The organism is Microbulbifer marinus (assembly GCF_900107725.1).
Classification (GTDB): domain Bacteria; phylum Pseudomonadota; class Gammaproteobacteria; order Pseudomonadales; family Cellvibrionaceae; genus Microbulbifer; species Microbulbifer marinus.
The window spans coordinates 78,254-103,301 of record NZ_FNQO01000002.1 but is presented as its reverse complement, the minus strand read 5'-3'; the positions used below and the strand labels follow the sequence as shown (position 1 = coordinate 103,301).

Below are 25,048 nucleotides of genomic sequence, written 5' to 3'. Positions count from 1 at the left end.
AAGTAATTATGCGCAAGACACTGATTGGCCTGTTCGCAACATTGGTACTGGCCGGTTGCCAGGACATGCAGGTAGAGCGCGTCGAGCCGCGCGCGGCACCGGTGCCTTTTTCCACCTATGCCTGGGGTGAGGCGGCGCTCAGCGATGTACCGGAAGCTTCCGCGCAGCTGGTGGAACTGGATGAGGAAATGCGTGCGGCGGTTTCGGGTGAGCTGCGGGCGCGTGGCTATCGCGAGGTGGACGAGGTCGCGCGCGCGGATATGCTGGTCGACTACCAGGTGGCGGTCGTCGAAGAGCAGTTTTCGGGAGATCCGACCGACCCCACTTGGGATGCCCAGTTCGATAGCAATGCAACAAAAGGGGTAGTGGAGCTGCCCGAGCGCACCGGCGCGCCACGGGTGATCCTGTCCCTGGGCATAGGGCGGGCCGACGGTGCTCCTATCTGGGGCGGCAGCGCCACTAAGCTGCTGACGCGGCCGGAGAGCGAAGAGGAGCGCCGGCGTATAATTGGCACCGCGGTGCGCGAGCTGTTGCGGGATCTGCCGGCGGCCTACTGACACGGTAGGCCTGGTGCGGTGAGATGACCCGGTTCAAAATGCCCGGCGGGATTATATTCGCGCCGCTTGAAAATTAGTTCGGACAAATTTCCACATCGGTACGGATGCCGATTCTTCAGCAATTGAGCAGTAGGAGAAAGGCATGCTTGCCATTTTGCGGGCCCACGTTTTGCGTTTGCAACTATTGGCCCTGATCGTTTTGTTACTGGCCGGATGCGCGACGGTGCCGCCGGTTGCCGTGGATTACGATCCGCAGGCGGACTTCAGCAGCCTGCGGACCTATTACCTGCTCGATCCCCTCGCCACCGGTCCCGTTTCGCCGCTGGAGATGAAGCGTGCCACCCAGGCGCTGGAAGGGCTGTTGCGCATGCGCTACCAGCCGGCGGAGACTGCCGACAGCGCTGATTTCCTCGTGCGGTTACAGCTCAACTCGGTGGAAAAGGTGGTGGTCTACGAGGACAGTCTGGCCCTCTACGGTGGCTACCGCTACTGGGGCGTGGGCTGGCGCGCGCCGCTCGAGGTGCGCCAGTATCGCGAAAGTTACCTGGTACTGGATGTACTGTCGCCGCAGAGTTCGCCGCTGTGGCGCGCCAGTACGCCGTCTGCGGCGGCGCGCTATGCCGATCCGCTGCAGAGCCAGCAGCGGATACGGGAGGAGCTGGCGTTAATGCTCAACCGGTTCCCACCTCACTGATTCGGTGCGTTTGAGAAATGGAAGTCTGCTGGGCAAATGTCAGCAGACTTCGACATTGCGGCCGCCGATGTGCGAGCCGTCGGCAGGCGTCGGTTTGACTCAGCCGCGCTTTGCCATCAGCTGCTGATACAGCTCGACATAAGAGTCGACGATATGCTTCCTTGAATAACCGTTCGCGTACACTTCGGCAGCGCCTTCGATCAGGCTCTGGCGCAAATCGGGATTGTCCAGCACAGACTTGATCGCCTTGGTCAGCGCATCCGCGTCGTCGATGGGGGTGATCAGGCCGCTCACACCGTCGGTGATGGCCTCGCCGGGGCCCTGAGAGTTGGTCGCCACGATCGGGCAGCGGTGCGCCCAGGATTCCATCACGATGGAGCCGAGGCCCTCGTGCCGCGACGGGCACACGAACAGATCGGCCGTGCGCATTAGCGCGGTGACGTCAGTACGCCAGCCGAGAAACCGCACGCGCTCATCCAGGCCGAGCTTGTGGCATAAAGCTTTCAGCTTTTTCTCTTCCGGGCCGGTGCCGGCGAGCCACAGTATCGCATCCGGTATCTGCGCCAGTGAGTGCAGCAGCACGTCGAACGCCTTGTTCACATGCAGGCGACCGGCGGCGAGGATCAGCGGCTTGTCTTCCGGGGTGTTGAAGCTGTTTCTTGGCAGCGGCTCCACCGGCGTCTCGTCGGCGAAGTTGGGGATGTGAAAAATCCGCTCTTTCGGGATACCGCCATCGATCATGTGCTGGCAGATGCCCTTGCTGATACCGATCCAGTAATCCGCATGGCGGTAGTACTTCAGGTTGTAATAGTGCCCCAGGCGACTGACCAGCAGGTAATCGCTGGAATTGGGGGTGATGATGGTGGCGCGTCCCATCCAGGTCATCACGATATCCGGCTGCCAGTTGTTGAGTGCCTGCCGGTAAATCTTGCGGCCGCGAAAATCCAGCTTGCCGCCGAACTTGAAACCTTCGGTCTCCACGCCGTTGTTGCGCAGCGCCTGCACGCGGTGGTCGTGGTTGCGGATAAACGCTTTCTCGTCCAGCTGCGGGCGCTCGTTCAGACCGCTCACCAGGCGCACGAAAAAGTTTTCCGCACCGCCGTGTTCTGCGCCGGCCAATACCTGTGCCACTCGAATTGGCTTGTTACTCATAAGCAATACTGTTCAGTGTCTGTGGTCCGGTGTGCGCGCTACTTCAGCGAGCCGTCCAGATTGATATCGCGCGCCCAGGCGTAGTCGTGGCTGAAAGGCTGCAGCGTCGAGGCTTCGACGATGTACTGCGCGTAGAGTTGCGAATTCATTTCCGTCTGGAAGAAATCCCGCGCGCGCGCCGCCCAGGCGCGACGCTTGGCATCGTCGCCGTGGAATTCACGAATCTTTGCCAGCAGATCCTGCTCGTCATCGAAGTAAACCACGCTTTCCGGTGGCAACAGCTCGTCGAAATGCAGCTTGTCGCTGGTGAACTGCAGGATGCCGTTGCCGGCCAGTTGCGCCATGCGCGCCGACGAATACCAGTAGTGCGTGTCCTGGCGATTGAAGTTCAGTCCCATCTTGGTCTGCGCCAGCGCGCGATCGTAGTCGCGGCCCCACACCGGCGCCTCGCCGAAGCTGCCGTAGGTTTTGAAGTTCAGCGAATCACCGAGCGCGTCTTTCAGGTTCTTGACCATCTGCAGGCGTTTGGTGAAGTTGTTGCTGTTGCTGCAGAACAGCAGGTCGATGGGCAGATCGGTGCGCTGGGAGTTGTCCAGGTTTTCGATCGCCGGATCTACCGGGTTCGGCATGTGGTAGACGCGCGCCCCAAAGCCCTCGAACATCTTCAGTTCGCGGCGACCGGTGGAGACGAAGACCGCATCGGCAACCTCTGCGCGGTATTTGATGCGCTCCACATTGCTCGGTACGAACAGCGGATCGTTGTTGCAGTGCGCGATCACACAGTTCGGCAGCCGCTGTTTGATCTCTTTCAGGGTGTCGTTGCCGATCATGTCGCAGTGGCCGGCAATCACCAGGTCGGGCTCGAATGCATCGACGGTTTCCAACAGGCGCCGGTTGGCCTTTTTTACGCCGAGGTCGCGAATCCCTAGCGGCGCTTCGAACGCGGCTACATCGCGATCGCTGAAAACCTGAGTATAGTGGTCATTCTTGATCAGTCCGAAGGTCAGTTTCTGGGCCCAGCTGACCCGCGTCTTGCCGTAGCGGCGCAGTTGCTGATAGGCAATATTGAGCACTCTCATATGGTGCGTTCTCTAGATATCCTGGGGAAAATAATTTGTGTGGCCGCTGAGTCAGGGGCTGTCAAAGGGCCCAAGACAGATCCAAGACGGCTTTGCAGGTGGCTCTGGGAGCCCCGTTGCGACTGTGGATTTGTTCCCAGGCCCGTTAAATGGGCGCAGAGTATAACAGTTGCCCGACGGCGATATAGCCCCGCAAATGGGAATGGCCCCGCGGCGCTGTCCCGCTGACCCGTTGAAGAGATGCGATAATGAAAAAGAGTGAGAGCAAAACCGATCTGTCACCCCAGTTCAGCCGCGGTGCTGTGGATGTGATATCCCGCACGCCGGTATTTCAGGGGTTTTTCACCATGCTGCGCCTGCGCCTGCGGCATCGCCTGTTTCGTGGTGGCTGGAGCGGCGAGTTCGAGCGCGAGCTGTTCGTGCGCGACCCGGCGGTGGGGGTGCTGCTCTACGATCCCGAGCGGGACCTCGTCGGGCTCATAGAGCAGTTCCGCGTCGGCGCGCTGGAGCGCCCGGGCGGCCCCTGGTGCCTGGAGGTGGTCGCGGGTATGGTGGAGGAAGGCGAGCCTCTGGAAGAGGTGGCCCGGCGGGAAGTGGTGGAAGAGGCCGGTCTGCAGGTGGGAGAGCTGCACTTCGTTAGCAGTTATATGCCGAGCCCGGGCGGCAGCTCGGAGCGGCTGCACCTCTACTGTGCGCTGGTCGACCTCGACGGAGCCGAGGGGCATTTCGGCCTGGAGCACGAAAACGAGGATATCCGCCTGCGGGTGTTTCCGCGGCAAGAGGTGCTGCGGGCGATGGATGAGAGGGGCCCGGATGGCTGCCCGATCGATAATGCGGCCACCATCATTTGTCTACAGTGGCTGCAGCTAAAGCGTGAACAACTGGTGGCAGGTACGCCAGAAGGCTAACCGGTCACCGTGGATTTCGTTCGTTTACCCGCTCTGCGTGCAAACTGAGATCTAAGTCACGGCGACAATAGAATTGGAGTGTCGATAATGGCCCTACTGACCGAAACCGGGGCAAAGGCGCGCAGTCGCGCCGATGTGTCGCTAAAAGGTAAGAAAAAGTCGACGTACCGCGTCGACTTGCCGTCTTATCACGCCGACTGCGATGCGAACTATCTGCGCCTGTGCAAGCTGCTGCCGGAACTGGCCAGCAGGCAGCACTGGCGCTACCGGATGCCGCACGGCTCTCTGGAGCTGTCAGTAGTGGAGCGCTCCAGATATACGACGGAAGTCCGTTTGAGTGCGGCGGCCGACGATAGCGAACGCCGCTGGCTGGCGCCGCCGCAGATCAGGGTGCGGCTCTACCACGACGCACGTATGGCAGAGGTGGTTGCGGTGGACGGGTACGGGCCGGTGGGTGGCAATGGAGTCGATAGTGTCTACCCCAATCCGCGCATGCAGCGGGCGGATGAACGGCAGCAGGCGAACCGCTTTCTCGGTGAATGGCTGGGGCACTGTCTCGCGAACGGTCAGGTGGAATTTGAATTAGTGCTGGATGGTCGGCGAATGTAACGTTCTGCCGGGTTGCACATGGATGTGTTTACAAGGTGAGCAAGTGAGTCGCGAGCGCAAACAGTCAATCGGGTCCGTACATCGCCTGGTTCAGTTTACCGACCCCCATATCGGCGGTCGGCCTGACTACCAGTTGCTGGGTCTGGACACCGGTCACACCCTGGACGAAGTGCTGCGGGCCATCGGTGCACAGCAGCCGGGCGCGGATTTGTTGGTTGCTACCGGCGATATCAGTGCCAATGGCTCCGAGGCGGCCTATCGCCGCTTCCTGCAGAAAATGCAGCCCGTGCGCACGCCGTGGTACTGGCTGCCCGGCAACCACGACGATGCCGCGCGCATGCGGCAGTTCGCCCCGAGCCGCTGCGCGGAACTGGTAGCGCTGGGCAATTGGCGGTTGCTGCTGCTGGACACCAGCCTGGAAGGTCACATTTGCGGCGGGCTCAGTGACGAACAACTGACGCGCTTGCAGCAGCTGCTGACGGAGTGTCGCGAACACCCGGTGATGATTCTGATGCATCACCAGCCGGTGCCGGTGGGCAGTGACTGGATCGACGGCCATATGCTGCGCGAGGGCGCTGAGCGCTTTCTGCAGTTGATTGGCGATGCCGAGAATGTGAAGGCCCTGGTGTGGGGGCATGTGCACCAGCAGTTCGACAGCCGGCTCGACCGCCCCGGCCTTGGCAGCGTGGGCCTCCATGCAACACCTTCCACATCGGTGCAGTTCACGCCGGGCAGCGGGCCCTTTGCCGTTGATGAAGAAATGCCCGGCTATCGCTGGTTCGAGCTGTGCGACGATGGCAGCTATGAAACAGGCGTGGAGCGCGTCACCGTGTCCGAGTACAGCGTCGACCTGGCTTCGGCCGGCTACTGAGCCAGCCTGCTGCTCTGTTCGTGAATGCTTGGTCGGCGGCTGTCCGGCGCCAGCCGCAGTCGTTACTCAAAACCTGTCTTTCCCCTTTGCCGGCCTTACAATGAATGCTCCAGCTGTATGCGGGACCTTGTGAGGCGATGTATGAGAAACGTTTTCCTGCCGCTAGTCTTGGCTTCCCCCCTGTTCCTGGCCGCCTGCGGCCAGCAGCCGGCCGTATCGGGCGATGCATTGTCCGCTAGCGGCGCCGGTGCCCATGCGGCGATTCGTTCTGAGGCCGGCGCCAGAGGCCTGTTGCCGCGCCGCAGCGGCCTGGACGCGGTGGCGGCCGCGCCTGCTCTTAATCTCAGCGGTGCCTCCGTGTACCTGGCGCCACTCGAAATCGACTACCGCAGCCAGGATGCCTCCAGCCTCCAGCCAATAGGGTTTCGCAATCGCACCCTGGATGCCAGTGAGCGCGCCCGCCTGCAACAGACCATGGCACAGGCGTTTGCCGAAAACTTTCTCGGCCCGCGGGGCGGTCGGCTGGCTGCCGGCAGCGGCGCCGCGGACTATACGCTGCGGTTGCGGCTGACCAACTTTTATCTGCCCGCCCCGCTCGAGCAGACCACCCGGTTGCGGCAGGTGTTCTCGGAGAGCGTCGCCTACGGCACTCTATCCGGCACCCTGTATGACCGCAGCGGCAACGTCGTCCTGCAGTTCCGCGACCGCCGCGAGTTCGGCGATACCTTTGCCGGCTCCGGTGGCGAGCGCCTGCAGCGCTTCTCGCCGCCGGCATTCTGGGCGGACATGCGCATGGACCTGCGCCGCGCGTTTAGCAGCCTGGACAGATCCCTGCGCTGACCGCGGATGCCGGGTGGCCCCGGCCCCGGGGTTGCATCGACAATCCCGGCACAAGTCGCCAATCCTGCCGCCGTGGGCGTTATAATCCCCGCCCATGTCCGCATTAGAGCAAAAACAGCGGCCGTTGCTGATCTACCTGCACGGCTTTCTGTCGTCCCCGCAATCCTACAAGTGCCAGCTGATGCGCGAGCGCCTCGCCGCCGAGCACCCGCGCATCGTCTTCTGTGCGCCGCAGGTGTCGCCCTATCCCGCCATCGCGCAGCAGTCTCTGGTCGCGCTGGTGGAACGCTTCCTGAACAGCGGTGGGTGCGGTCCCATAGGCCTGGTGGGCAGCTCCATGGGCGGCTTCTGGTCCAGTTACCTGGCGGAGCGCTATGGACTGCCGGCGGTACTGGTAAACCCCGCGGTGCATCCGGGGCGCTTTATGCCGGCTTACGTCGGGCAGGTACTGAAGCCATACAGCGGTGAGTCGCAGGAATATCGCCTAACCGAGGCAGACGTTGATACCATGCGCCAACTGGATGGCGAACTGCGGCAGCCCCTGCGCGGCCGCTACTGGCTGTTGGCGCAGCGCGGCGACGAGACGCTCGACTACCGCGACGCGGAGACGTTTTACCGCGGCCAGCGTCAGACCATCGAAGACGGGGGCGATCACAGCTTTCAGGGCTTCGCGCGCTATTGCGAGCCCATTGTCGAATTTCTATTTAACCAGCAGTAATCAATAAAAATTATGGCCAACTATTCCGCCGAAGATATTGAGGTACTCACGGGGCTAGATCCGGTGCGCAAGCGCCCGGGCATGTACACGGATACCACGCGCCCCAACCATCTGGCGCAGGAGGTGATCGACAACAGTGTCGACGAGGCCCTCGCCGGCCACGCCAAGAAGATCGAAGTCGTATTGCACAAGGATCACTCGCTGTCGGTCAGCGACGACGGTCGCGGCATGCCGGTGGATATCCACCCGGAGCAGGGGCGCCCCGGGGTCGAGGTGATCCTGTCCACGCTACACGCCGGCGGCAAGTTCTCCAACAAGAACTACCAGTTCTCCGGCGGTCTGCACGGGGTCGGCGTGTCGGTAGTGAACGCGCTGTCCAAAGTGCTGGAAGTTACCATCCAGCGCGACGGGCATGTGCACCGCATCGGCTTCCAGGACGGCAACAAGGCCTCGGACCTGGAAGTGATTGGCGACTGCGCCAAGCGCACCACCGGCACCAGCGTGCGCTTTATGCCGGATCCGAAATACTTCGATTCCGCCAAGTTTTCCGTGCCGCGCCTGCGCCACCTGCTGCGCGCCAAGGCGGTACTCTGTCCGGGCCTGACCGTCACCTTTATCAATGAGCAGGACGGTGAATCCGATCAGTGGTTCTATGAGGACGGCCTGAAGGATTATCTGGCGGCCGCCAACCAGGGCTGGGAAGTTCTGCCTGCCGAACCGTTTGTCGGCAGTTTTGCCGCTTCCACCGAGGCCGCCGACTGGGCGGTGCAGTGGCTGCCGGAGGGCGGCGAGATCACCGCCGAATCCTACGTGAACCTGATTCCGACTGCCCAGGGCGGCACCCACGTCAACGGCCTGCGCTCCGGCCTGCTGGAGGCGATGCGCGACTATTGCGAGATCCGCAACCTGCTGCCGCGCGGTATCAAGCTCGGGCCGGAGGATATCTGGGCTCAGTGTTCCTACGTGCTGTCGGCCAAGCTGGCCGATCCGCAGTTCTCCGGCCAGACCAAGGAGCGCCTGTCGTCCCGCGAGGCGACAGCGTTTATTTCCGGCGTGGCCAAGGATGCGTTCAGCCTGTGGCTGAACCAGCATACGGAAGAGGGCGATCGCCTCGCGGAATTGTGTATCAGCAACGCGCAGAAGCGCGTGCGCTCGGCGAAAAAGGTCGCGCGCAAGAAAGTCACCCAGGGGCCGGCACTGCCGGGCAAGCTGGCGGACTGTTCCAGCGGCGATACGTCCCGCTCCGAACTCTTCCTGGTGGAGGGTGACTCCGCCGGCGGTTCCGCCAAGCAGGCCCGCGACCGTGAATTCCAGGCGATCATGCCGCTGCGCGGCAAGATCCTGAATACCTGGGAAGTGGATTCGGCCGAGATTCTCGCCAGCCAGGAAGTGCACGATATCGCCGTGGCCCTGGGGGTGGATCCGGGCAGCGACAACCTCGAGGGGCTGCGCTACAACAAGATCTGTATCCTCGCCGACGCCGACTCCGACGGCCTGCACATCGCCACGCTGCTGTGCGCGCTGTTCCTGCGCCACTTCCGTCCACTGGTCACCGAGGGCCACGTGTACGTCGCCATGCCGCCGCTGTTCCGCATCGATATCGGCAAGGATGTCTACTACGCGCTGGATGAAGCGGAAAAGCAGGGCATCCTCGACCGCATCACCGCCGAGAAGAAAAAGGGCAAGGTGCAGGTCACCCGCTTCAAGGGCCTCGGTGAGATGAACCCGCTGCAGCTGCGCGAGACCACCATGGATCCGGACACGCGCCGACTGGTGCAGCTGTACATCGATGCCGGTGATGACAGCAATCAGCTGCTCGACATGCTGCTGGCGAAGAAACGCGCTGGTGATCGCAAGCAGTGGCTGGAGACAAAAGGCAACCTGGCGGAAGTCGGATAACCGTTCGCCCCACTGAAAAAGCCCCGCCGATGCGGGGCTTTTTGTTTTTACGGCATATAAATCTGGCGAGTTTGAATAGCGTATTGCAGTTTTGAGGAATGGATAAAAACTCTGGGCTATTTGTTTTTTCTCTGAAAAGTTTCGGAATTCTATTTTCGTTATTTTCTATTAAACAATGTCTGGATGCTGGAAAAATCCAGTTCGTTATTTCCCGCCAAGCTATGCAGCCCGTACAAGTTGCGCGCCAGTGAGCCCAGCGGCGTATAGGACCGGCTGGCGGTCGCCGCCTGCTGTGCCAGGCCCAAATCCTTGCACATCAGCTTTACCATAAAGCCGCCCTCATAGTTCTTGCTCGCCGGCACATTCTCCATCACGCCCGGATAGGGATTGTATTTCTCCAGTGACCAGTTGGCGCCGGAACTTTTCTGCATGATTTCCGATAGCACCTTAGGGTCCAGGCCGTTGTCGACGCCCAGTTGCAGTGCCTCGGCGGTGCCGATCATATGGATGGCCAGCAGCATGTTGTTGCACATCTTCGCGGTCTGCCCGGCGCCTGCGGGGCCGGCGTGGAAAACGTTGCTGCCCATATGTTGCAGCACTTCCCGCGCGCGCTCGACATTGGCCGTCTCGCCACCGCACATAAAACTGAGCGTGCCGGCGACGGCTCCGGCGACGCCGCCGGACACCGGCGCCTCGATCGCATCCAGCCCGCGCTGCTGCGCCTCCGTGATCAGACGCCTGGAGCTGCTGGCAGCGACGGTGGAACAGTCGATCACCAGCGTTGTTTCGGCGATATGGTCGAGCAGTTTGTCCCGGTCGATATACAGCGCTTCGACATCTTCGCCGTTCGGCAGCATGCTCAGCACGTAGTCCGCACCGGCGACGGCTTCGAGCGGTGACGACGCCTTGCCGACGCCGCGGCTGGCGGAAATATCCAGCAATGCCGCCACCGGATCGAAGCCCTTTACGGTAAAGCCTGCCTCGACCAGGTTGGCGGCCATGGGACCACCCATATGGCCGAGTCCGAAGAATGCCACTGTCTTGCCCATCGTTTTTCTCCCTGAAGCGTGCGCGCTTTTATTTCAGGTGAATGGTCATGTTCGGATGTTCCGCGTGTTCGATATCCGCATCGAACCAGCGCGCGGTAATCGTCTTGGTCTCGGTGTAGAAACGCACCGCCTGTTTGCCGTAGGCGTGCTGGTCGCCGTAGAAGGACGCGCGCCAGCCCGTAAAACTAAAAAACGGCAGCGGCACCGGAATCGGCACGTTGATACCCACCTGGCCGACGAGGATTTCGTGCTGATACTTGCGCGCCGCGGCGCCGCTCGAGGTAAAGATCGAGGTGCCGTTGCCGTAGGGGCAGTCGTTGATCAGCCGGATGGCGTCGTCGAGCGTATCGGTGTTGACCAGGCACAGCACCGGGCCGAAGATTTCGTCCGTGTAGATCGACATCTCCGGCATGACATCGGCAAACAGCGTCGGCCCGACCCAGTTGCCGTTCGGGTAGCCGTCGACTTTTACCTCGGAGCCGTCCAGAAGACAGCTGGCACCCTCGGCCTTGCCGTTGGCGATATAGCTCAGCACCCGTTCGCGCGCCGTAGGTGAAATCAACGGGCCGAAGTCCGCCTTCGGATCCTTCCAATAACCCGGGCGCACCTTCGCCATGGTGTCGCGAATCTCCGGAATCCATTGCTGCGCCTCGCCCACCAGTACAACCACCGAGATGGCCATACAGCGCTGGCCGGCGGCGCCGACCGAGGAGCCGACCACATTGTTCAGTACCGCCTGCTTGTTCGCGTCCGGCATCACCACCATATGATTCTTGGCGCCGGCGAAGGCCTGTACCCGCTTCAGGTGATCGGTGCCGGTGCGGTAGATATGTTGGCCCACGGGCACCGAGCCGACGAAGGAGATAGTCTTTATGTCCGGGTGCTCGAGCAGGAAATCCACCTGTTCCCTGCCACCGTGCACCACCTGCAATACCCCCCTGGGGGCGCCGGCCTCTTCAAACAATTCCGCCAGCTTGCACGGGGTAATTGGATCCTGTTCTGACGGCTTTAGTACAAAGGTGTTGCCGGAGGCAATCGCCATCGGGAACATCCACAGCGGAATCATTGCCGGGAAGTTGAACGGAGTGATGCCGGCGCAGACACCGAGCGGTTGCAGATACGAATAGCAGTCGATGCTTGATGCCACATTCTCGACTGTCTCTCCCATCGTCAGCGCGGCGATATTGGCCGCCTGTTCGACCACCTCGATACCGCGCCAGATATCGCCCTTCGCATCCTCGAAGGTCTTGCCGGTCTCCTCGCACAGGATCTCGGCCAGCTCCTCCTGGTGCTGCTTGAGCAGCTCCTGGTATCTGAGCATCAGCCGCGCGCGGGCCGGCACCGGCGTTTCGCGCCAGTTCTGGAACGCCTCGCTGGCGGAGTCTATCGCCCGCTGCAGTTCGTCTTCGGTCGTGTAAGGTGCCTGGGTCAGCACTTCACCGGTAGCGGGATTGGTTACATCCAGCCATTCGTGGCTGTGGGATTGGACCCAACTGCCGTGCAGGTACAGGGGAAGTTTGGCGGGAATTGTGTTGTCCATGCTGGTCACCCGGATAGCGATGCATGAACAGTTTAGGTGCAGGAATCAGTGGCGCTAGAAAAAGTGGCGCGCCTGTTTTCACCGGCACGCCACATAGGCTTTCCTCCCTTACTTTTTTGCGCTGCCCGTGGCTAACGTGGGCGCGCAGCAATGTTGTGCGCTGCAGCAACTGTCGGCCCGAAAGCCGGCTGATGCAGGTCGAGCGAATAAGTCAGCAGCGTGTAGTCGCGCGGGTCCGCCTTGCAGCTGAAGCCCATAGACTTGGCAAAGCCTTTCACGCGCACGTTGTCGGCGGACTCAATGGAGTAAATCCGATCGAGATTGTGCTCGCGGGCAGAGTCGATCAGCCGTTGTAACATTCGGCTGCCGAGACCCAGGCCCTGCCAAGCATCGCTCACCACTACGGCACATTCACAGCCGTGGCCGTCATCGTCCAGCGCGTAGTGGGCTACGGCCACTGCGCGTTGAGCGTGGTCGCTATCAGCCACGGCGATAAACGCCTCGTGCTGCTGGTGATCATTATCGGTCAACAGTTCGATGAGTTTTTCGCTGGCCTTGCAGCTACCACCAATAAAGCGGTCGCGGCGTGTCTCGGGCGACAACCCCTCAATCAGATCTTTTTCCAACTGGCCATCGTTTCTGCACACCGGGCGAATCATTACCCTGCGTCCATTTCCCAAGGTGACCGTTTCCGATTCGTAATTTTTGCATGTGTTGTTGTAGGTAGACATTTTTATCTACCTCCTAACTGCTTTTGCAGTTGTTGCCGAAACTTCCTCAGCAGAAATTTAACTTCTACAAAGCCCTCGATCGCTTATGCAACCGTATTTGTATCCTACGGTCGTGGTCTGGGGATCCCCAAGGGGTGGCGCCCATTGAAGTAAATCGTTTAACCGATAGGCGGGCTAGAACGCGATCGCATCTAGGTGAAATAAAACGGTAAATAAAACTATGCAGTCGGGATCTGTGTGTTATAGTGCCGCCGCTGATCCGAGATCAGCTGCGTCATCTGTAGGCCGGCAAGCCGCCGGCAACTCCCCCGGAATTTTTTCCTAAATTCTTCCCGGACCTCTCTACTGAATGCCGCACCATGCCGGTGCTATCACCGGTCACTCGACGGCGGCGCGAACTCAGAGCCAAGTAGCATAAGTTCGCCAATCCCGATTTTTACTTCGCACCCGCGAGCGGGGCGAGCTTATTTAATTGTGCCCAAGGCGCAATTCGAGGTTTTTATACATGTTATTTGAAGATCTGGGCCTGGCCCAGGAGATTGCCCGCGCCGTGGCGGAACAGGGCTACAGCGAACCCACACCCATTCAGGCGCAGGCGATTCCCGCCGTGATGAAGGGCGGCGACATTATGGCTGCTGCGCAGACCGGTACCGGCAAGACCGCCGGCTTTACCCTGCCTCTGCTGCACCGTTTGTCCCAGGGAGAACGCGCGCGCAACAACCAGGTGCGCGCACTGGTGTTGACACCGACCCGCGAGCTGGCGGCACAGGTATTCGACAATGTGCAGGGTTACAGCAAGTATCTGCCACTGCGTCACTCTGTGGTGTTTGGTGGAGTGAAAATCAATCCGCAGATGATGCGCCTGCGCGGCGGTGCAGACATTCTGGTGGCGACTCCCGGTCGCCTGCTGGATCTCTACAACCAGCGCGCTATCCGCTTCGACAATCTGGAAGCACTGGTGCTGGACGAAGCCGACCGCATGCTGGACATGGGCTTTATCCACGATATCAAGCGCATCCTGAAGGTCCTGCCGGCCAAGCGCCAGAACCTGCTGTTCTCGGCGACTTTCTCGCCGGAGATCCGCGGCCTCGCCAAGGGGCTGGTCAAGGATCCGCTGGAGATCGATGTCAGCCCGCGCAATACCACCACAGAAACCGTGCGCCAGAAACTGCACCCGGTGGACAAGGCGCGCAAGCAGAAGCTGCTGAGTCACCTGATCCGCGAGAACAACTGGCACCAGGCACTGGTATTCAGCCGCACCAAGCACGGCGCCAACAAACTGGTGAAGCAGCTGGAGGCGGATAAGATCCGCGCGGTGGCAATTCACGGCAACAAGAGCCAGAACGCGCGCACCAAGGCGCTGGCGGATTTCAAGAGCGGCAAGGTGCAGATACTGGTGGCAACCGATATCGCCGCGCGCGGAATCGATATCGACCAGCTGCCGCAGGTGGTGAACTTCGATTTACCGAACGTTCCGGAAGATTACGTGCACCGTATCGGCCGCACCGGCCGCGCCGGGGCGCGCGGTCAGGCGGTATCGCTGGTCAGTGCGGACGAGATCAAACAGCTGCGGGATATCGAGCGGTTGATCAAGAAGCCGGTGCCGCGGGAGGAGATCGAGGGATTTGAGCCCGACCACCAGCTGCCGGAATCCGGCAGCCACAAGCCGCGCGGTGGACAGAATCGCAGTGGCGGTGGACAGGGTCGCAACGGCGGCGGGCAGCGACGCGAGGACAATCCCCGTGGCAACGGCCGCGGTCGCAGCGGCAACCGCGGCGACGCGGCACCGCGCGGCGATGCCGAGCGCCCGCGCCGCCGCAGGCGCCCGGCGCGCAGAACCGAATCCGCCTAGCGGACTGCAAATATAAAAAGAGCGGCCAGTGGCCGCTCTTTTTCGTTGCGCAGTTACTGCTTTTTCAGTTACTGCTTCTTGTAGTTGGCCATATAGTCCAGGGTCAGTTGGGTAATGGCCTTGGTGCCGATCTTTAATGCGCTCTCGTCCACATAGAAGCGCGGTGAGTGGTTGCTGGCGGCAGTCGCGGCGTCTTTGCCCTTCGGAGTTACCCCGAGCCAGTAATAGAAACCCGGCACTTCGTTGGCAAAATAGGCGAAGTCTTCAGCGCCGGTGATCTTGGGAATTTCCATCACCCGCTTTTCTCCTGCTGCGGCGCGCAGGGCGGGCAGCGAAGCCTGGGTCAGCTGCGGGTCATTGGACAGCACCGGATAGCCTTCAATAATCTGGACCGTTGCCTTGGCGCCGGCACTTTCGGCGATCTTTTCCGCCGTCGTTTTCAGTTTGGCAAATATCTGCTGGCGGTTGTCCATATCGAAATTGCGGATGGTGCCGTTCATGAACACGCTGTCAGGAATAATGTTGTTGCGCACGCCGCCGTCGATCTTGCCGAAGGACACCACTGCCGGCTCCTTGGTGATATCGATCTGGCGGCTGACGATGGTCTGGGTGCCCATCACTATCTGCGCGGCCACTGTGATCGGGTCCACGCCGCCCCAGGGGCGCGAGCCGTGGGTCTGGCGTCCCTCCACGGTGATGCGGAATTCGTCGGAACTCGCCATTGTCGGACCTGGGCGATAGCCGATCACGCCGGAGGGCAGGTTGGAGGTCACATGCTGGCCGAAGGCTACATCCGGCTTGTACTTCTTGAACAGCCCCTCTTTCAGCATCAGCTCGGCACCGCCTTCCTCTCCGTCCGGCGCACCCTCTTCGGCAGGCTGGAAGATAAACAGCACGTTGCCGGCCAGCTCGTCGCGCATGCCGGCGAGCACCTCCGCGGCGCCCATCAGCATCGCCACGTGGGTGTCGTGACCGCAGGCGTGCATCACGCCCACGTCTTTGCCCTGGTAGGTGGTTTTGACCTTGGAGGCGAACGGCAGGTCCACCTGCTCGGTGACCGGCAGCGCGTCCATATCCGCGCGCAGCGCGACGGTCGGGCCCGGCTTGCCGCCCTTCAGCAGGCCGATCACGCCGGTGTGGGCCACGCCGGTTTCCACCTGCATGCCGAGGGACTTCAGGTGCTGTTCAATATATTTGGCCGTCTCGAATTCGCGGTTGCCCAGCTCGGGGTTCTGGTGCAGGTGGCGGCGCCACTCGATCACCTTGGCTTCGGTGTTCTTCAACAGTTGATCCGGGTCGGCGGCGGTGGCCGGGTTGGCGCCAAGCAGCGTTGCGCCTATGGCGAGGGGCAGGAATAATCGTTTCACGGCTGATTTCCTTGGTTGTTGTTATCGTCGGCCGATTCTAACGTGTGTCTGCCGGAGACTCCCATGACCAATCCGATCATTGCCCGCCTGCGCGCCCAGCTGGATCAGGGCCGGGATTCGCCGCTGCTCCGCTTTGGACTCGGCAGTGCGCTGTTCAATGAGAAGGCCTACGGAGAGGCGGCAGAGCACCTGCAGCTGTGCGTCGAGCAGATGCCGGATCACTCCGCGGCCTGGAAGCTGTTGGGCCGCAGCCAGTTGGCGTTGGGCGATTACGACCGCGCACGCAAGGCCTTTACCAGTGGCTTGGAGGTGGCCCGCATGAAGGGAGACAAGCAGGTGGAGCGGGAGATAGAGGTCTTCCTGAGGAAGGCCGACAAGCTGGCAGGCAATTGATCTTTCGGGGTTGATCAATTATTGTTCGATTCTTGTTCGCCTACGCCCTGCGCGGGGCTGATGTCCGCGCGCCGGGGGCTGAGCGAGAATGCGAGGCTGCCCGATTCCACCCCTAGAGTGGTGCGGATAATAACAAGATTGCCAAGTTGTGCGTCGATGAGAGAAGCCTGCCGAACCTGTTCACCCGGCGCCAGCGATTACCAAGGGTGCCGACGTGGCCAGCATTGAATTCAAGCGAGTAGAGAAGCGCTACGCAGACAACCCGCCCACCGTGCCGGGGCTCGATCTGCATATCCGCGACGGCGAGTTCATGGTGTTGGTGGGCCCGTCCGGCTGTGGCAAATCCACCACCCTGCGCATGATCGCCGGGCTGGAGTCGGTGACCAGCGGCGAGCTGTGGATCGGTGATCGCCTGGTCAATGAGCTGCAGCCAGCGGCCCGCGACGTGGCGATGGTGTTCCAGAATTACGCCCTCTACCCGCACATGACCGTGTTCGACAACATGGCGTTCGGCCTGCGGGTGCGCAAGCAGCCGGCATCCCTGATCAAGTCCAAGGTGGAACAGGCGGCGGACACCCTCGGTCTCGCCGATCTGCTGGCGCGCAAGCCGGGCCAGCTGTCTGGCGGCCAGTGTCAGCGGGTGGCACTGGGGCGCGCGATAGTGCGCGATCCGCAGGTGTTCCTGTTCGACGAACCCCTTTCCAATCTGGATGCGGAGCTGCGTGTGCAGATGCGCGGCAATATCGGCCGTCTGCACCGCGAGTTCGCCACCACTTCCGTCTATGTGACCCACGACCAGGTCGAGGCCATGACCCTGGGCTCGCGCATAGCGATACTGAACCGCGGCGAGCTGATGCAGGTGGGCACGCCGATGGAACTCTATAACGATCCGGATAATGTGTTCGTAGCGGGCTTTATGGGCTCGCCGCCGATGAACATAGTGCCGGTTCAGAACCGCGGCGCCGGCCTCAAGAACGCACTGCTCGACCTGCCGCGCGCCGATCTCGGCGGGCTGGCCGGCGAACTGCTGCTCGGCATTCGCCCGGAGAAGCTGCACCCCGCGGCGGGGTCGCCGGATCACTGGCCGCGCCTGCGCGCTAAGGTGGAAATGGTCGAGACCCTCGGCGCCGAGATGCTGGTGCACCTGGGTGACGGCAGTGAGCGCATGATCGCGCGGCTGCCGGGTTTGCAACTGCTCACTCCCGGGCAGACCCTCGAGCTGGCGCTGGATCCGGACGCGATCTACCTGTTCGACCGGCACAGCCGGCAGCGCATTCGCACCGTGCAGCCAGTGGCGGTGGCGGAGGCCGTGCCGTGCACCTGATACAGCGCGCGCTCGCCCTGTGGCTGTGTCTGTGTGCCGTTCAGGCGGTTGCCCAGGAGGAGTTGCTGCTGTGGCACGGCTACCGCGGCGCCGAGCGCCAGGCGCTGGAGCAGTTGCTGGACGACTACAACCGCAGCCAGAGCCAGGTGCGGGTCCGGGCGCTGGCGGTGCCGTTCGGCAGTTACGCCGACAAGCTGTCCGCGGCGCTGCCGCGGGGGCAGGGCCCGGACCTGTTTATCTTCGCCCACGACCGCATCGGCGGTTGGGCCAGTGCCGGTCACTCCATTGCGCCCATCGACGATTTCGTGCGGCCGCAGGTATTGGAGCGCTTCCCGGATAACCTGCTCGGCGCCATGCGCTATCAGGGCAGCCTCTACGGCCTGCCGTTCAATTTCAAGAGTACCGCGCTGATCTACAATCGCGCCCTGATTGACAGTCCGCCGGCGACGACCGCCGAGATGATCGCCCAGGCGCGCGCGCACACCGACCGACAACACGGCCGCTTCGGCCTCGCCTACAGCTATACCGAACCCTTCTTCCACGGCGCCCTGATGAACGGCTTCGGCAGCGGTCCGTTCGATGCACAGAACCGACTGGCGCTGGATAGCGATACCAATGTCCGCTCCGTGCAGCTGCTGACGGAATGGGTCCGAACGGATGGAGTACTGCCGGAGGAGCCCAACAGCACCCTGGTCACCAACCTGTTCAATCAGGGCCGCGCCGCCATGGTCATCAGCGGCCCCTGGATGCTCGGCGAGATAGATCCGCAGATCGATTACGCGGTAGCGCCACTGCCGCGCTTGAGCGCCAGCGGCACGCCGCTGGCGCCGTGGGTGGCGGTCGAGGGCCTGTTCCTGTCTCCCTGGTCCGACAGCAAGGAGGCCGCCTATCGCTTGATGGAATACCTGACCGCGCGCGAGTCCGCCGAGCAGATGGCCATCGCCGGTGGGCAGCTGCCGGCCAACCTGGGCGCCTTCGAGCATCCGCAGATCGCGTCCAATGACGTCGCCATGGCCTTTCGTCAGCAGCTGGAAACCGCGGTGCCGATTCCGAACCTGCCGGAAATGACGCTGCTGTGGAAGCCACTGGAAAATGTACTGAAGAAAGTGGTGAAGGGCGCGGCGCAGCCGGCGGCGGCGATGCAGCGTCTGCAACGCGACCTGCAGCGGGATATCGCCGCATTGCAGGCATCGCAGAGTCGGGATGCCGGGCCGGCACAGCTACCGGCCTGGCTGTGGGGCCTGGGCCTATTCCTGCTGCTGGCCGCCGTGACGGCGCTGCTGAAGCTGCGCCGGCGTATCGCCGCAACCTGGCGCCACAACAGGACCGCGTACCTGTACATCCTGCCGGCGATGCTCGGCATGCTGCTGCTGGTGTTCTTCCCGCTGCTGTACGGCCTGCTGCTATCCTTTACCGATACCACCCTGCTGAACGAGAACACGCCGCTGGCGTCCCGCTGGCTGGGGCTGGACAACTATGTCGGCATCCTCGGCGACTGGAATCTGTGGTACGGCGCGGGTGCCGAGCGCAGTATCAATTTCGATAACTTCTACTGGACCCTGCTCGTCACCGTCTGCTGGACCGCCAGTAACGTGCTGCTCGCCGTCGGCCTGGCGCTGCTGCTGGCGCTGGCCCTGAACAAGCCGATCTTCGGTCGCGCCTGGTTCCGGGTGCTACTGATACTGCCGTGGGCGATACCCAACTACATCACCGCGCTGGTGTGGAAGGGCATGTTTCACCCGCAGTTCGGCGTAATCAATCAGGCGCTGCAGATCTTCGGTATTGCGCCGGTGGCCTGGTTCGATTCAGTTGGGGCGAGTTTCTTTACCGGGCTGGTCACCAATGTGTGGCTGTCGATCCCGTTTATGATGGTGGTGATTCTCGGCGGCCTGCAGTCGATACCGCGCGAGCTGTATGAGGCGGCCCGGGTCGAGGGTGCCGGGCGCTGGTTCCAGTTCCGCGAAATCACCCTGCCGCTGCTGAAGCCGGTGCTGATCCCCGCCATCATCCTGTCGGTGGTCTGGACCTTCAATATGTTCAATGTGATCTACCTGGTCAGCGACGGCGCGCCGGCCGGGGCCAACGATATCCTGATCACCAAGGCTTTCCGCATCGGCTTCGAGAAGTACCAGTACGCCTACGCCGCCGCCTACTCGATGGTGATCCTGGCGCTGTTGTTCTGCTATGCGCTGTGGCAGACGCGGATCTCCAGAACCATGGAGGCGGCGCGATGAAGAGGGTACTGGGCGATATTTTCAGCTGGCGCTTCGCGCTGTTGCTGTTCGCGGGCCTGATCGTGATCTACCCGCTGCTGTGGGTCGTGAGCCTGGCCTTCTCCGGCCAGCAGGCCCTGCAGCTGGTCGCGCTGCCGGAGGGCGCCGGTTTCTGGCAGCAGCTGGCCGCGCTGGTGCCGCTGCCGCAGCAGTGGTCGCTGGACAACTTCCGCGCGGTGCTTACCGAGCAGCCGTTTATGCGCTGGCTCGGCAATAGCCTGGTGGTCGCGCTCAGCACCACCGTGGTGGGGCTGTGCCTGTCCTGCACCGCCGCCTATGCCTTCTCCCGCTTCCGTTTCCCCGGGCGCGAGCGCGGCCTGATGCTGTTCCTGATTTCACAGATGTTCCCGGCGGTGCTGATGCTGATCCCGCTGTACGTCATCGTCGTGCAGTGGCTAGGGCTCGGCAACACCTGGCTGGGGCTGGTGCTGGTGTATGCGATCACCGCGCTGCCGTTCTGCGTGTGGATGCTGAAGGGCTACTTCGACACGCTGCCCTACGAGATCGAGGAGTCGGCCCTGCTGGAGGGGGCCTCGCGCTTTACCATCTTTTACCGGATCATCCTGCCGCTGGCGCGCCCGGCCATCGCGGTGACCGCGCTCTTCTCCTTCATGACCGCCTGGAACGAATTCATCCTCGCCTCCATCTTTATGGACGACGAATCCAGGTACACGGTGCCGGTGGGGCTGCGCTTCTTCGTTAGTGACTATGCATCGGAGTGGGGCTTCTTCGCCGCCGGCTCGATTCTGGTATCCATTCCGGTGATACTGCTGTTCCTTGCCCTGCAGCGTTTCCTGGTGTCGGGGCTGTCCGCCGGTGCCGTGAAGGGCTGACCCTTCGGCGCAGCGGCCGATAAGAATAACCAAGCATTAGTCGGTGTTCCCCATGCCCTCCGGAATCTCCCCCGCCCGTCGCCGCTTCCTGTCAGTTGCCGTCGCGGGCCTCGCGTCTACGGCGATGCCGATGGCCGCCGAGCTAGCCTGCGCAACTGGCTCCCGGAGTTCCTCGACCCGTTCATTGCCCAGCGTGCGGGGCCTGCAGCTGTATACGCTGCGTGCACAAATGGCACAGAGCGTGGAGCGGACACTGGCGCGGGTGGCTGCCACCGGCTACCGGCAGGTGGAGTTTGCGGGTTTCTTCGGCCGGGCGCCGTCAACATTGCGGCGCCTGCTCGGCAATCTGGGGCTCGCCGCACCCGCCGCGCATTTCCCGGTGGAGGAGATGGAGGCGGACATGTCGGCAGTTGTTGGCCAGGCGCGGGCCCTCGGCAGCCGCTATGTGGTGCTGCCGTGGCTGGATCCTTCCCGCCGCAACATCGGCTATTACCGGCAGCTGCCGGACAAGCTCAATCGCTGGGGGCGGATGTGTCGGGATGCCGGACTCCGGCTGGCCTATCACAATCACGATTTCGAATTTGTCGACGCCAAAGGGGCGCTGCCCTATCGATTGTTGCTGGATGGCACCGATCCGGAGCTGGTGTATTTCGAGATGGATCTGTATTGGATGCACCGGGCCGGGCAGGCACCACAGAGTTACTTCGACCGTTATCCGGGCCGCTTTCCGCTGTGGCACTTGAAAGATGCGACGGCAGCCGGGGCCATGACTGAGGTTGGGCAGGGCGTGATCGATTTCCCGCGGCTGCTGGCGCAGGCGGATCGGGCCGGGCTCGAATACGGATTCGTCGAGCGGGATGACGCCGAGGATCCTCTGTCGAGCATCCGCACCAGCCTGGCCGGTGTCAACATGTGGAAAAGTTAGCCTTTGGCCCGCGGTTTCAGTGGGTGGCGGCGGCCGGTAGCGCTGGGGTGGCCAGCGGGTCGCAATTCCTTGTTGGTTGTTTTTTGCGCCTTTGGTAGGGTTTGCCCTGCGCTCATTGCGAATTTGCCCTATCGTTGTGCACAATCGTCGAATCCTGTTAAGTGTTTGAAAAATATAGATGTTTTCTTTCCCGCTTTACTGGGATCAAGGTGGGATAGTCCATTTTTCCCCATTCCCCCAAGGTGGGACGACTCACTTTGGAGCCCTGGCAGAGGATAGGCTCGAGCCAGATCGGGTCGCCGGTGCGAAATGAGAGTAGCCGCATTGGCCGTAAATGAACCCAGAGGTATTGAAGAGTTGTCCCGTCTGGCGAAACCAATAACGAAAACGACGTGAAGATGGGGGAGACAACTCCATGAACAGAATGACCGGATTCAAGAAGAATTCCATGGCCGCAGCCATTGCCGCACTTACCGGGCTGAGTGGCGCGGCACTGGCACAGGACGCCGCGCTGGAAGAGGTGACCGTTGTCGGTATCCGCGGCAGTTTGATCAAGTCGATGGACATCAAACGCGACGCCCAGGGCGTGGTTGATGCGATTTCCGCGGAAGATATCGGTAAATTCCCCGATACCAACCTGGCGGAATCCCTGCAGCGTATCACCGGCGTATCAATCGACCGCCAGAACGGCGAAGGCAGCCGGGTCACTGTGCGTGGCTTTGGTCCTGACTACAACGTAGTCACCCTGAACGGTCGCCAGATGCCGGCGGCAAATCTTGAAAGCAGCGGCGCCTCTGCCTCCCGCTCTTTCGACTTCGCCAACCTGGCGGCCGAAAGTGTTAGCGGCGTAGAGGTATTCAAGACCGGTCGTGCCAACCAGCCTACTGGTGGCATCGGTTCTGTGATCAACGTGAAGACCATCCGCCCGCTGGAACAGGCGGACACCGTCCTCAACCTGAGTGCCAAGTCCCTGCACGACACTTCCAGTGAAGAAGGCGACAGCCTGACTCCGGAGCTGTCCGGTATTTACAGTGGTAAGTTCGCTGACGATACCATCGGCGTGGCTTTTGCTGGTTCCTTCTCCGAACGCCACTCTGGTCAGGCTGGTTCCGAAACGGGTCCAGGCTGGTACACCATCCCCGGTGGCCAGTGGGACTGGGGTTCGGTCAATCCGGGTCATCCCAGCTTTGACAATTTTGAAAACGTTCCGCAGGAAGGTGATATCTATTCCATGCCGCGCGGTATTGGCTTCAACTTCTCCGAGACCCAGCGTGAGCGTACCAACGCCATCCTGACTCTGCAGTGGGCGCCCTCCGACGAGTTCGAGGCCACCCTGGATTACGCCTACGCCGAACAGGACGTAGAGCACCAGTACAATGCGATGGGTGCCTGGTTCAACGGCGACCCGATTTCAGGCTCCTTTACCGAAGGCTCTGGCAACGGCAGCGTGGTAGCCCCGATCGTTTACACCGATGGCACCAATGCTGACGTGACCTTCAATGCGGGAGAGTGGGGCACCATCAACAAAAACGACTCCATCGGCCTGAACCTGGTCTGGAACCCTCGTGAGGACCTGACCCTGAGGTTTGACTACCACAATTCCAGCGCCGAGAACGGTGCCAAGGACGACCGAGGTACCAACAACAATATCGCCGGTGTGCAGTTCAACCGTGAAGCAACCACCGTCAACTACGGCAAAGACCTGCCTACTGTCAACTTCGAATTCATCGATGGCCAGGGCTTCGATCCAGCCCAGATGCTGACCTCCGGTAACGTCTTCAACAACAGTTACATGAAGCACGATATCGAGCAGACGCGCTTCGACGGTACCTTCGATGTCAACGAAGGTTTCGTGAAGAGCATCGACTTCGGTATCGGTCGCAGCGAGTCCACCAACCGTTCCGCATTCGCCAACGTCCAGAACGATACCTGGGGTGGTCTGGGGACGCCGGCGGATTATGACGACAGCCTGTTCGTGCAGAAGAGCATGGCCGATGCGCTGGATGACTTCGGCAGCGCCGACAGCTCGGAGATGACGCCGTACTACTACGCCTCTGACTTCGATGGCATGCGCGCAGCTATCGCCACTTGGGTTGAGGCCAATGGCGATACCTTGCCTAATGAGTGGAATAGCCCATGCGGCCCTTGGTTGTGTGCCAGCAATGACTTCACTACCGACCGTACCGCGGTTGAGACCCAGCAGTATGCCTATACCCAGGTAAACCTGGCCTGGGAAGATGCGGCAATGCCGGTGCATCTGGCAATGGGCCTGCGCTATGAAGACACTAATGTCGACTCCAAGGCGAAAGTGCCCCAGTACGATTACATTACTTGGGTAGGCGACAACGAATTCCGTGCCCATCAGAACGGTGTTGGTTTCAGCCGCCAGGAGGGTGGTTACGGTAACTGGCTGCCGAATCTCGACCTCGATATCGCCCTGACCGACGATGTTGTTGCGCGTGGGTCCATCAGCAAGACTATTACCCGCCCCGGTTACGGTGACATCCAGGGCGGCCAGACCATCGACTCGCTGCTGCGTTTCAGTGGCGGTACCGCACAGCGCGGCAATCCGGATCTGGATCCGTTTGAATCGCTCAACTACGACCTGTCCACCGAGTGGTATTACGGTGAGGCCAGCTATGTATCCGCCGGTTACTACCGCAAGAGCGTGAAGAACTTCATCGGTCAGGACTCATTTACTGAAACGCCGTTTAACCTTGCGCATCCGGCAACTGGAAAACGCTTTGAGGAGGCTGCAGCGGCGCTGGGTACTCGTGATTTAGCTGCCGTCCGCGCGGAAATGGAAGCCAAATACGGTGCGCCGATCGTGGGTGATGCAAAGCTTGGCGATGAAGCAGCTGTCTTTAGCGTGCTGACGCCGGTGAATGCGAAGCGGGCAGAAATCGACGGCTTTGAGTTCGCGGCACAGCATATGTTCGCTGACTCGGGCTTCGGCGCGCAGTTCAACTTCACCACCGTCAACGGCGACATCGCCTATGACAACTTCAACACCAACAAGGGTGACGGGGTTGAAAACCAGTTTGCGCTGCTCGGTCTGAGTGACTCCATGAACGTTGTGGGTTTCTATGACAAGAATGGGATTCAGGCGCGTATCGCCTACAACTGGCGCGACGACTTCCTGGCCGGTACTTTCGATGGCAACGGCGAGCGCAACCCGGTATACGTTGCTGCGTACGGCCAGTGGGATGCCAGCGCGAGCTACGACGTACGGGAGGACCTGACCGTATTCTTCGAAGGCATCAACCTGACCAACGAAACCAAGCGTTTGTATGGCCGTCATGAGAACATGATGATCGGCGCATACCAAACTGGCGCCCGGTACAGTCTGGGTGTGCGCTACAGCTTCTAAGGTTGTAGCCAGGAGTGGTGGCGGCTTGCTGCCACTCACGTCTCGCAGGATGCAAAGGGCGTGA

20 protein-coding genes and 1 pseudogene are annotated in these 25,048 nt (G+C 61.4%); 15 read left to right on the top strand and 6 right to left on the bottom strand.

The window, feature by feature from the left end:
- Positions 1–8 precede the first annotated feature (8 nt).
- Both BLW36_RS08360 and BLW36_RS08355 read left to right on the top strand, forming a co-directional pair.
- The gene (locus BLW36_RS08360) at positions 9–557 is read left to right on the top strand and encodes a DUF4136 domain-containing protein (protein ID WP_091387212.1); all 549 of its coding nucleotides are present in this window, start codon (positions 9–11) and stop codon (positions 555–557) included.
- 142 nt (positions 558–699) lie between these two features.
- On the top strand, positions 700–1,251 hold the full coding sequence (locus BLW36_RS08355) for a DUF4136 domain-containing protein (RefSeq protein ID WP_091387211.1): 552 nt from the start codon (positions 700–702) through the stop codon (positions 1,249–1,251).
- A 99-nt stretch (positions 1,252–1,350) separates the two neighbouring features.
- Here BLW36_RS08355 and BLW36_RS08350 read toward each other — a convergent pair whose 3' ends face one another.
- Together BLW36_RS08350 and BLW36_RS08345 are read right to left on the bottom strand one after the other, a co-directional pair.
- Positions 1,351–2,403, bottom strand: coding sequence for a glycosyltransferase (locus tag BLW36_RS08350; RefSeq protein WP_091387209.1), 1,053 nt, complete (start codon positions 2,401–2,403; stop codon positions 1,351–1,353).
- Positions 2,404–2,441: 38 nt separating this feature from the next.
- Entirely contained in the window at positions 2,442–3,482 is a 1,041-nt protein-coding gene (locus BLW36_RS08345; RefSeq protein ID WP_091387207.1) for a glycosyltransferase family protein, read from the bottom strand.
- 248 nt (positions 3,483–3,730) lie between these two features.
- On the opposite strand from BLW36_RS08345, the gene BLW36_RS08340 reads away from it, so the two are divergent.
- From BLW36_RS08340 to parE, 6 genes are all read left to right on the top strand, one after another.
- A complete protein-coding gene (locus BLW36_RS08340) occupies positions 3,731–4,390 on the top strand; it encodes an NUDIX domain-containing protein (protein ID WP_091387205.1) in 660 nt (219 codons plus the stop codon).
- 87 nt (positions 4,391–4,477) lie between these two features.
- Entirely contained in the window at positions 4,478–4,999 is a 522-nt protein-coding gene (locus tag BLW36_RS08335) for a DUF1249 domain-containing protein (RefSeq protein ID WP_091387203.1), read from the top strand.
- A 43-nt stretch (positions 5,000–5,042) separates the two neighbouring features.
- A complete protein-coding gene (locus BLW36_RS08330) occupies positions 5,043–5,870 on the top strand; it encodes a metallophosphoesterase (protein WP_244506195.1) in 828 nt (275 codons plus the stop codon).
- A gap of 141 nt (positions 5,871–6,011) precedes the next feature.
- Positions 6,012–6,710: a hypothetical protein gene (locus tag BLW36_RS08325; protein ID WP_139304842.1), complete on the top strand. Its 699-nt coding sequence runs from the start codon at positions 6,012–6,014 to the stop codon at positions 6,708–6,710.
- Positions 6,711–6,804: 94 nt separating this feature from the next.
- A complete protein-coding gene (locus BLW36_RS08320; RefSeq protein ID WP_091387200.1) occupies positions 6,805–7,428 on the top strand; it encodes a YqiA/YcfP family alpha/beta fold hydrolase in 624 nt (207 codons plus the stop codon).
- Between the two features lie 12 nt (positions 7,429–7,440).
- On the top strand, positions 7,441–9,327 hold the full coding sequence (gene parE / locus BLW36_RS08315) for a DNA topoisomerase IV subunit B (protein ID WP_091387198.1): 1,887 nt from the start codon (positions 7,441–7,443) through the stop codon (positions 9,325–9,327).
- Positions 9,328–9,485: 158 nt separating this feature from the next.
- On the opposite strand, the pseudogene mmsB reads toward parE, so the two are convergent.
- The 3 genes and pseudogenes from mmsB to BLW36_RS08300 form a co-directional block, all read right to left on the bottom strand.
- Positions 9,486–10,388: pseudogene (gene mmsB / locus BLW36_RS08310) on the bottom strand (3-hydroxyisobutyrate dehydrogenase); the annotation flags it as partial.
- A 16-nt stretch (positions 10,389–10,404) separates the two neighbouring features.
- The gene (locus tag BLW36_RS08305) at positions 10,405–11,916 is read right to left on the bottom strand and encodes a CoA-acylating methylmalonate-semialdehyde dehydrogenase (protein WP_211567168.1); all 1,512 of its coding nucleotides are present in this window, start codon (positions 11,914–11,916) and stop codon (positions 10,405–10,407) included.
- A 131-nt stretch (positions 11,917–12,047) separates the two neighbouring features.
- A complete protein-coding gene (locus BLW36_RS08300) occupies positions 12,048–12,647 on the bottom strand; it encodes a GNAT family N-acetyltransferase (RefSeq protein WP_091387195.1) in 600 nt (199 codons plus the stop codon).
- Positions 12,648–13,152: 505 nt separating this feature from the next.
- On the opposite strand from BLW36_RS08300, the gene BLW36_RS08295 reads away from it, so the two are divergent.
- Positions 13,153–14,499, top strand: coding sequence for a DEAD/DEAH box helicase (locus BLW36_RS08295; protein ID WP_091387193.1), 1,347 nt, complete (start codon positions 13,153–13,155; stop codon positions 14,497–14,499).
- Between the two features lie 68 nt (positions 14,500–14,567).
- On the opposite strand, the gene BLW36_RS08290 is transcribed toward BLW36_RS08295, so the two are convergent.
- Positions 14,568–15,866: a M20 family metallopeptidase gene (locus tag BLW36_RS08290; RefSeq protein WP_091387191.1), complete on the bottom strand. Its 1,299-nt coding sequence runs from the start codon at positions 15,864–15,866 to the stop codon at positions 14,568–14,570.
- Positions 15,867–15,929: 63 nt separating this feature from the next.
- Here BLW36_RS08290 and BLW36_RS08285 point away from each other — a divergent pair, with 63 nt between their 5' ends.
- The 6 genes from BLW36_RS08285 (at position 15,930) to BLW36_RS08260 (ending at position 24,984) form a co-directional block, all read left to right on the top strand.
- Positions 15,930–16,259 (top strand): tetratricopeptide repeat protein, encoded by a 330-nt coding sequence (locus BLW36_RS08285; protein ID WP_091387189.1) that lies wholly within the window; start codon positions 15,930–15,932, stop codon positions 16,257–16,259.
- 214 nt (positions 16,260–16,473) lie between these two features.
- On the top strand, positions 16,474–17,583 hold the full coding sequence (locus BLW36_RS08280; RefSeq protein WP_091387187.1) for an ABC transporter ATP-binding protein: 1,110 nt from the start codon (positions 16,474–16,476) through the stop codon (positions 17,581–17,583).
- Complete coding sequence (locus BLW36_RS17400) at positions 17,574–19,817, top strand: extracellular solute-binding protein (protein ID WP_211567167.1); 2,244 nt, start codon at positions 17,574–17,576, stop codon at positions 19,815–19,817. The genes BLW36_RS08280 and BLW36_RS17400 overlap by 10 nt, the downstream gene beginning before the upstream one ends.
- Positions 19,814–20,689 (top strand): sugar ABC transporter permease, encoded by an 876-nt coding sequence (locus BLW36_RS08270; protein WP_091387185.1) that lies wholly within the window; start codon positions 19,814–19,816, stop codon positions 20,687–20,689. The genes BLW36_RS17400 and BLW36_RS08270 overlap by 4 nt, the downstream gene beginning before the upstream one ends.
- A gap of 52 nt (positions 20,690–20,741) precedes the next feature.
- Complete coding sequence (locus BLW36_RS08265; protein WP_091387183.1) at positions 20,742–21,614, top strand: sugar phosphate isomerase/epimerase family protein; 873 nt, start codon at positions 20,742–20,744, stop codon at positions 21,612–21,614.
- 415 nt (positions 21,615–22,029) lie between these two features.
- On the top strand, positions 22,030–24,984 hold the full coding sequence (locus BLW36_RS08260; protein WP_091387181.1) for a TonB-dependent receptor: 2,955 nt from the start codon (positions 22,030–22,032) through the stop codon (positions 24,982–24,984).
- Positions 24,985–25,048: the final 64 nt, after the last annotated feature.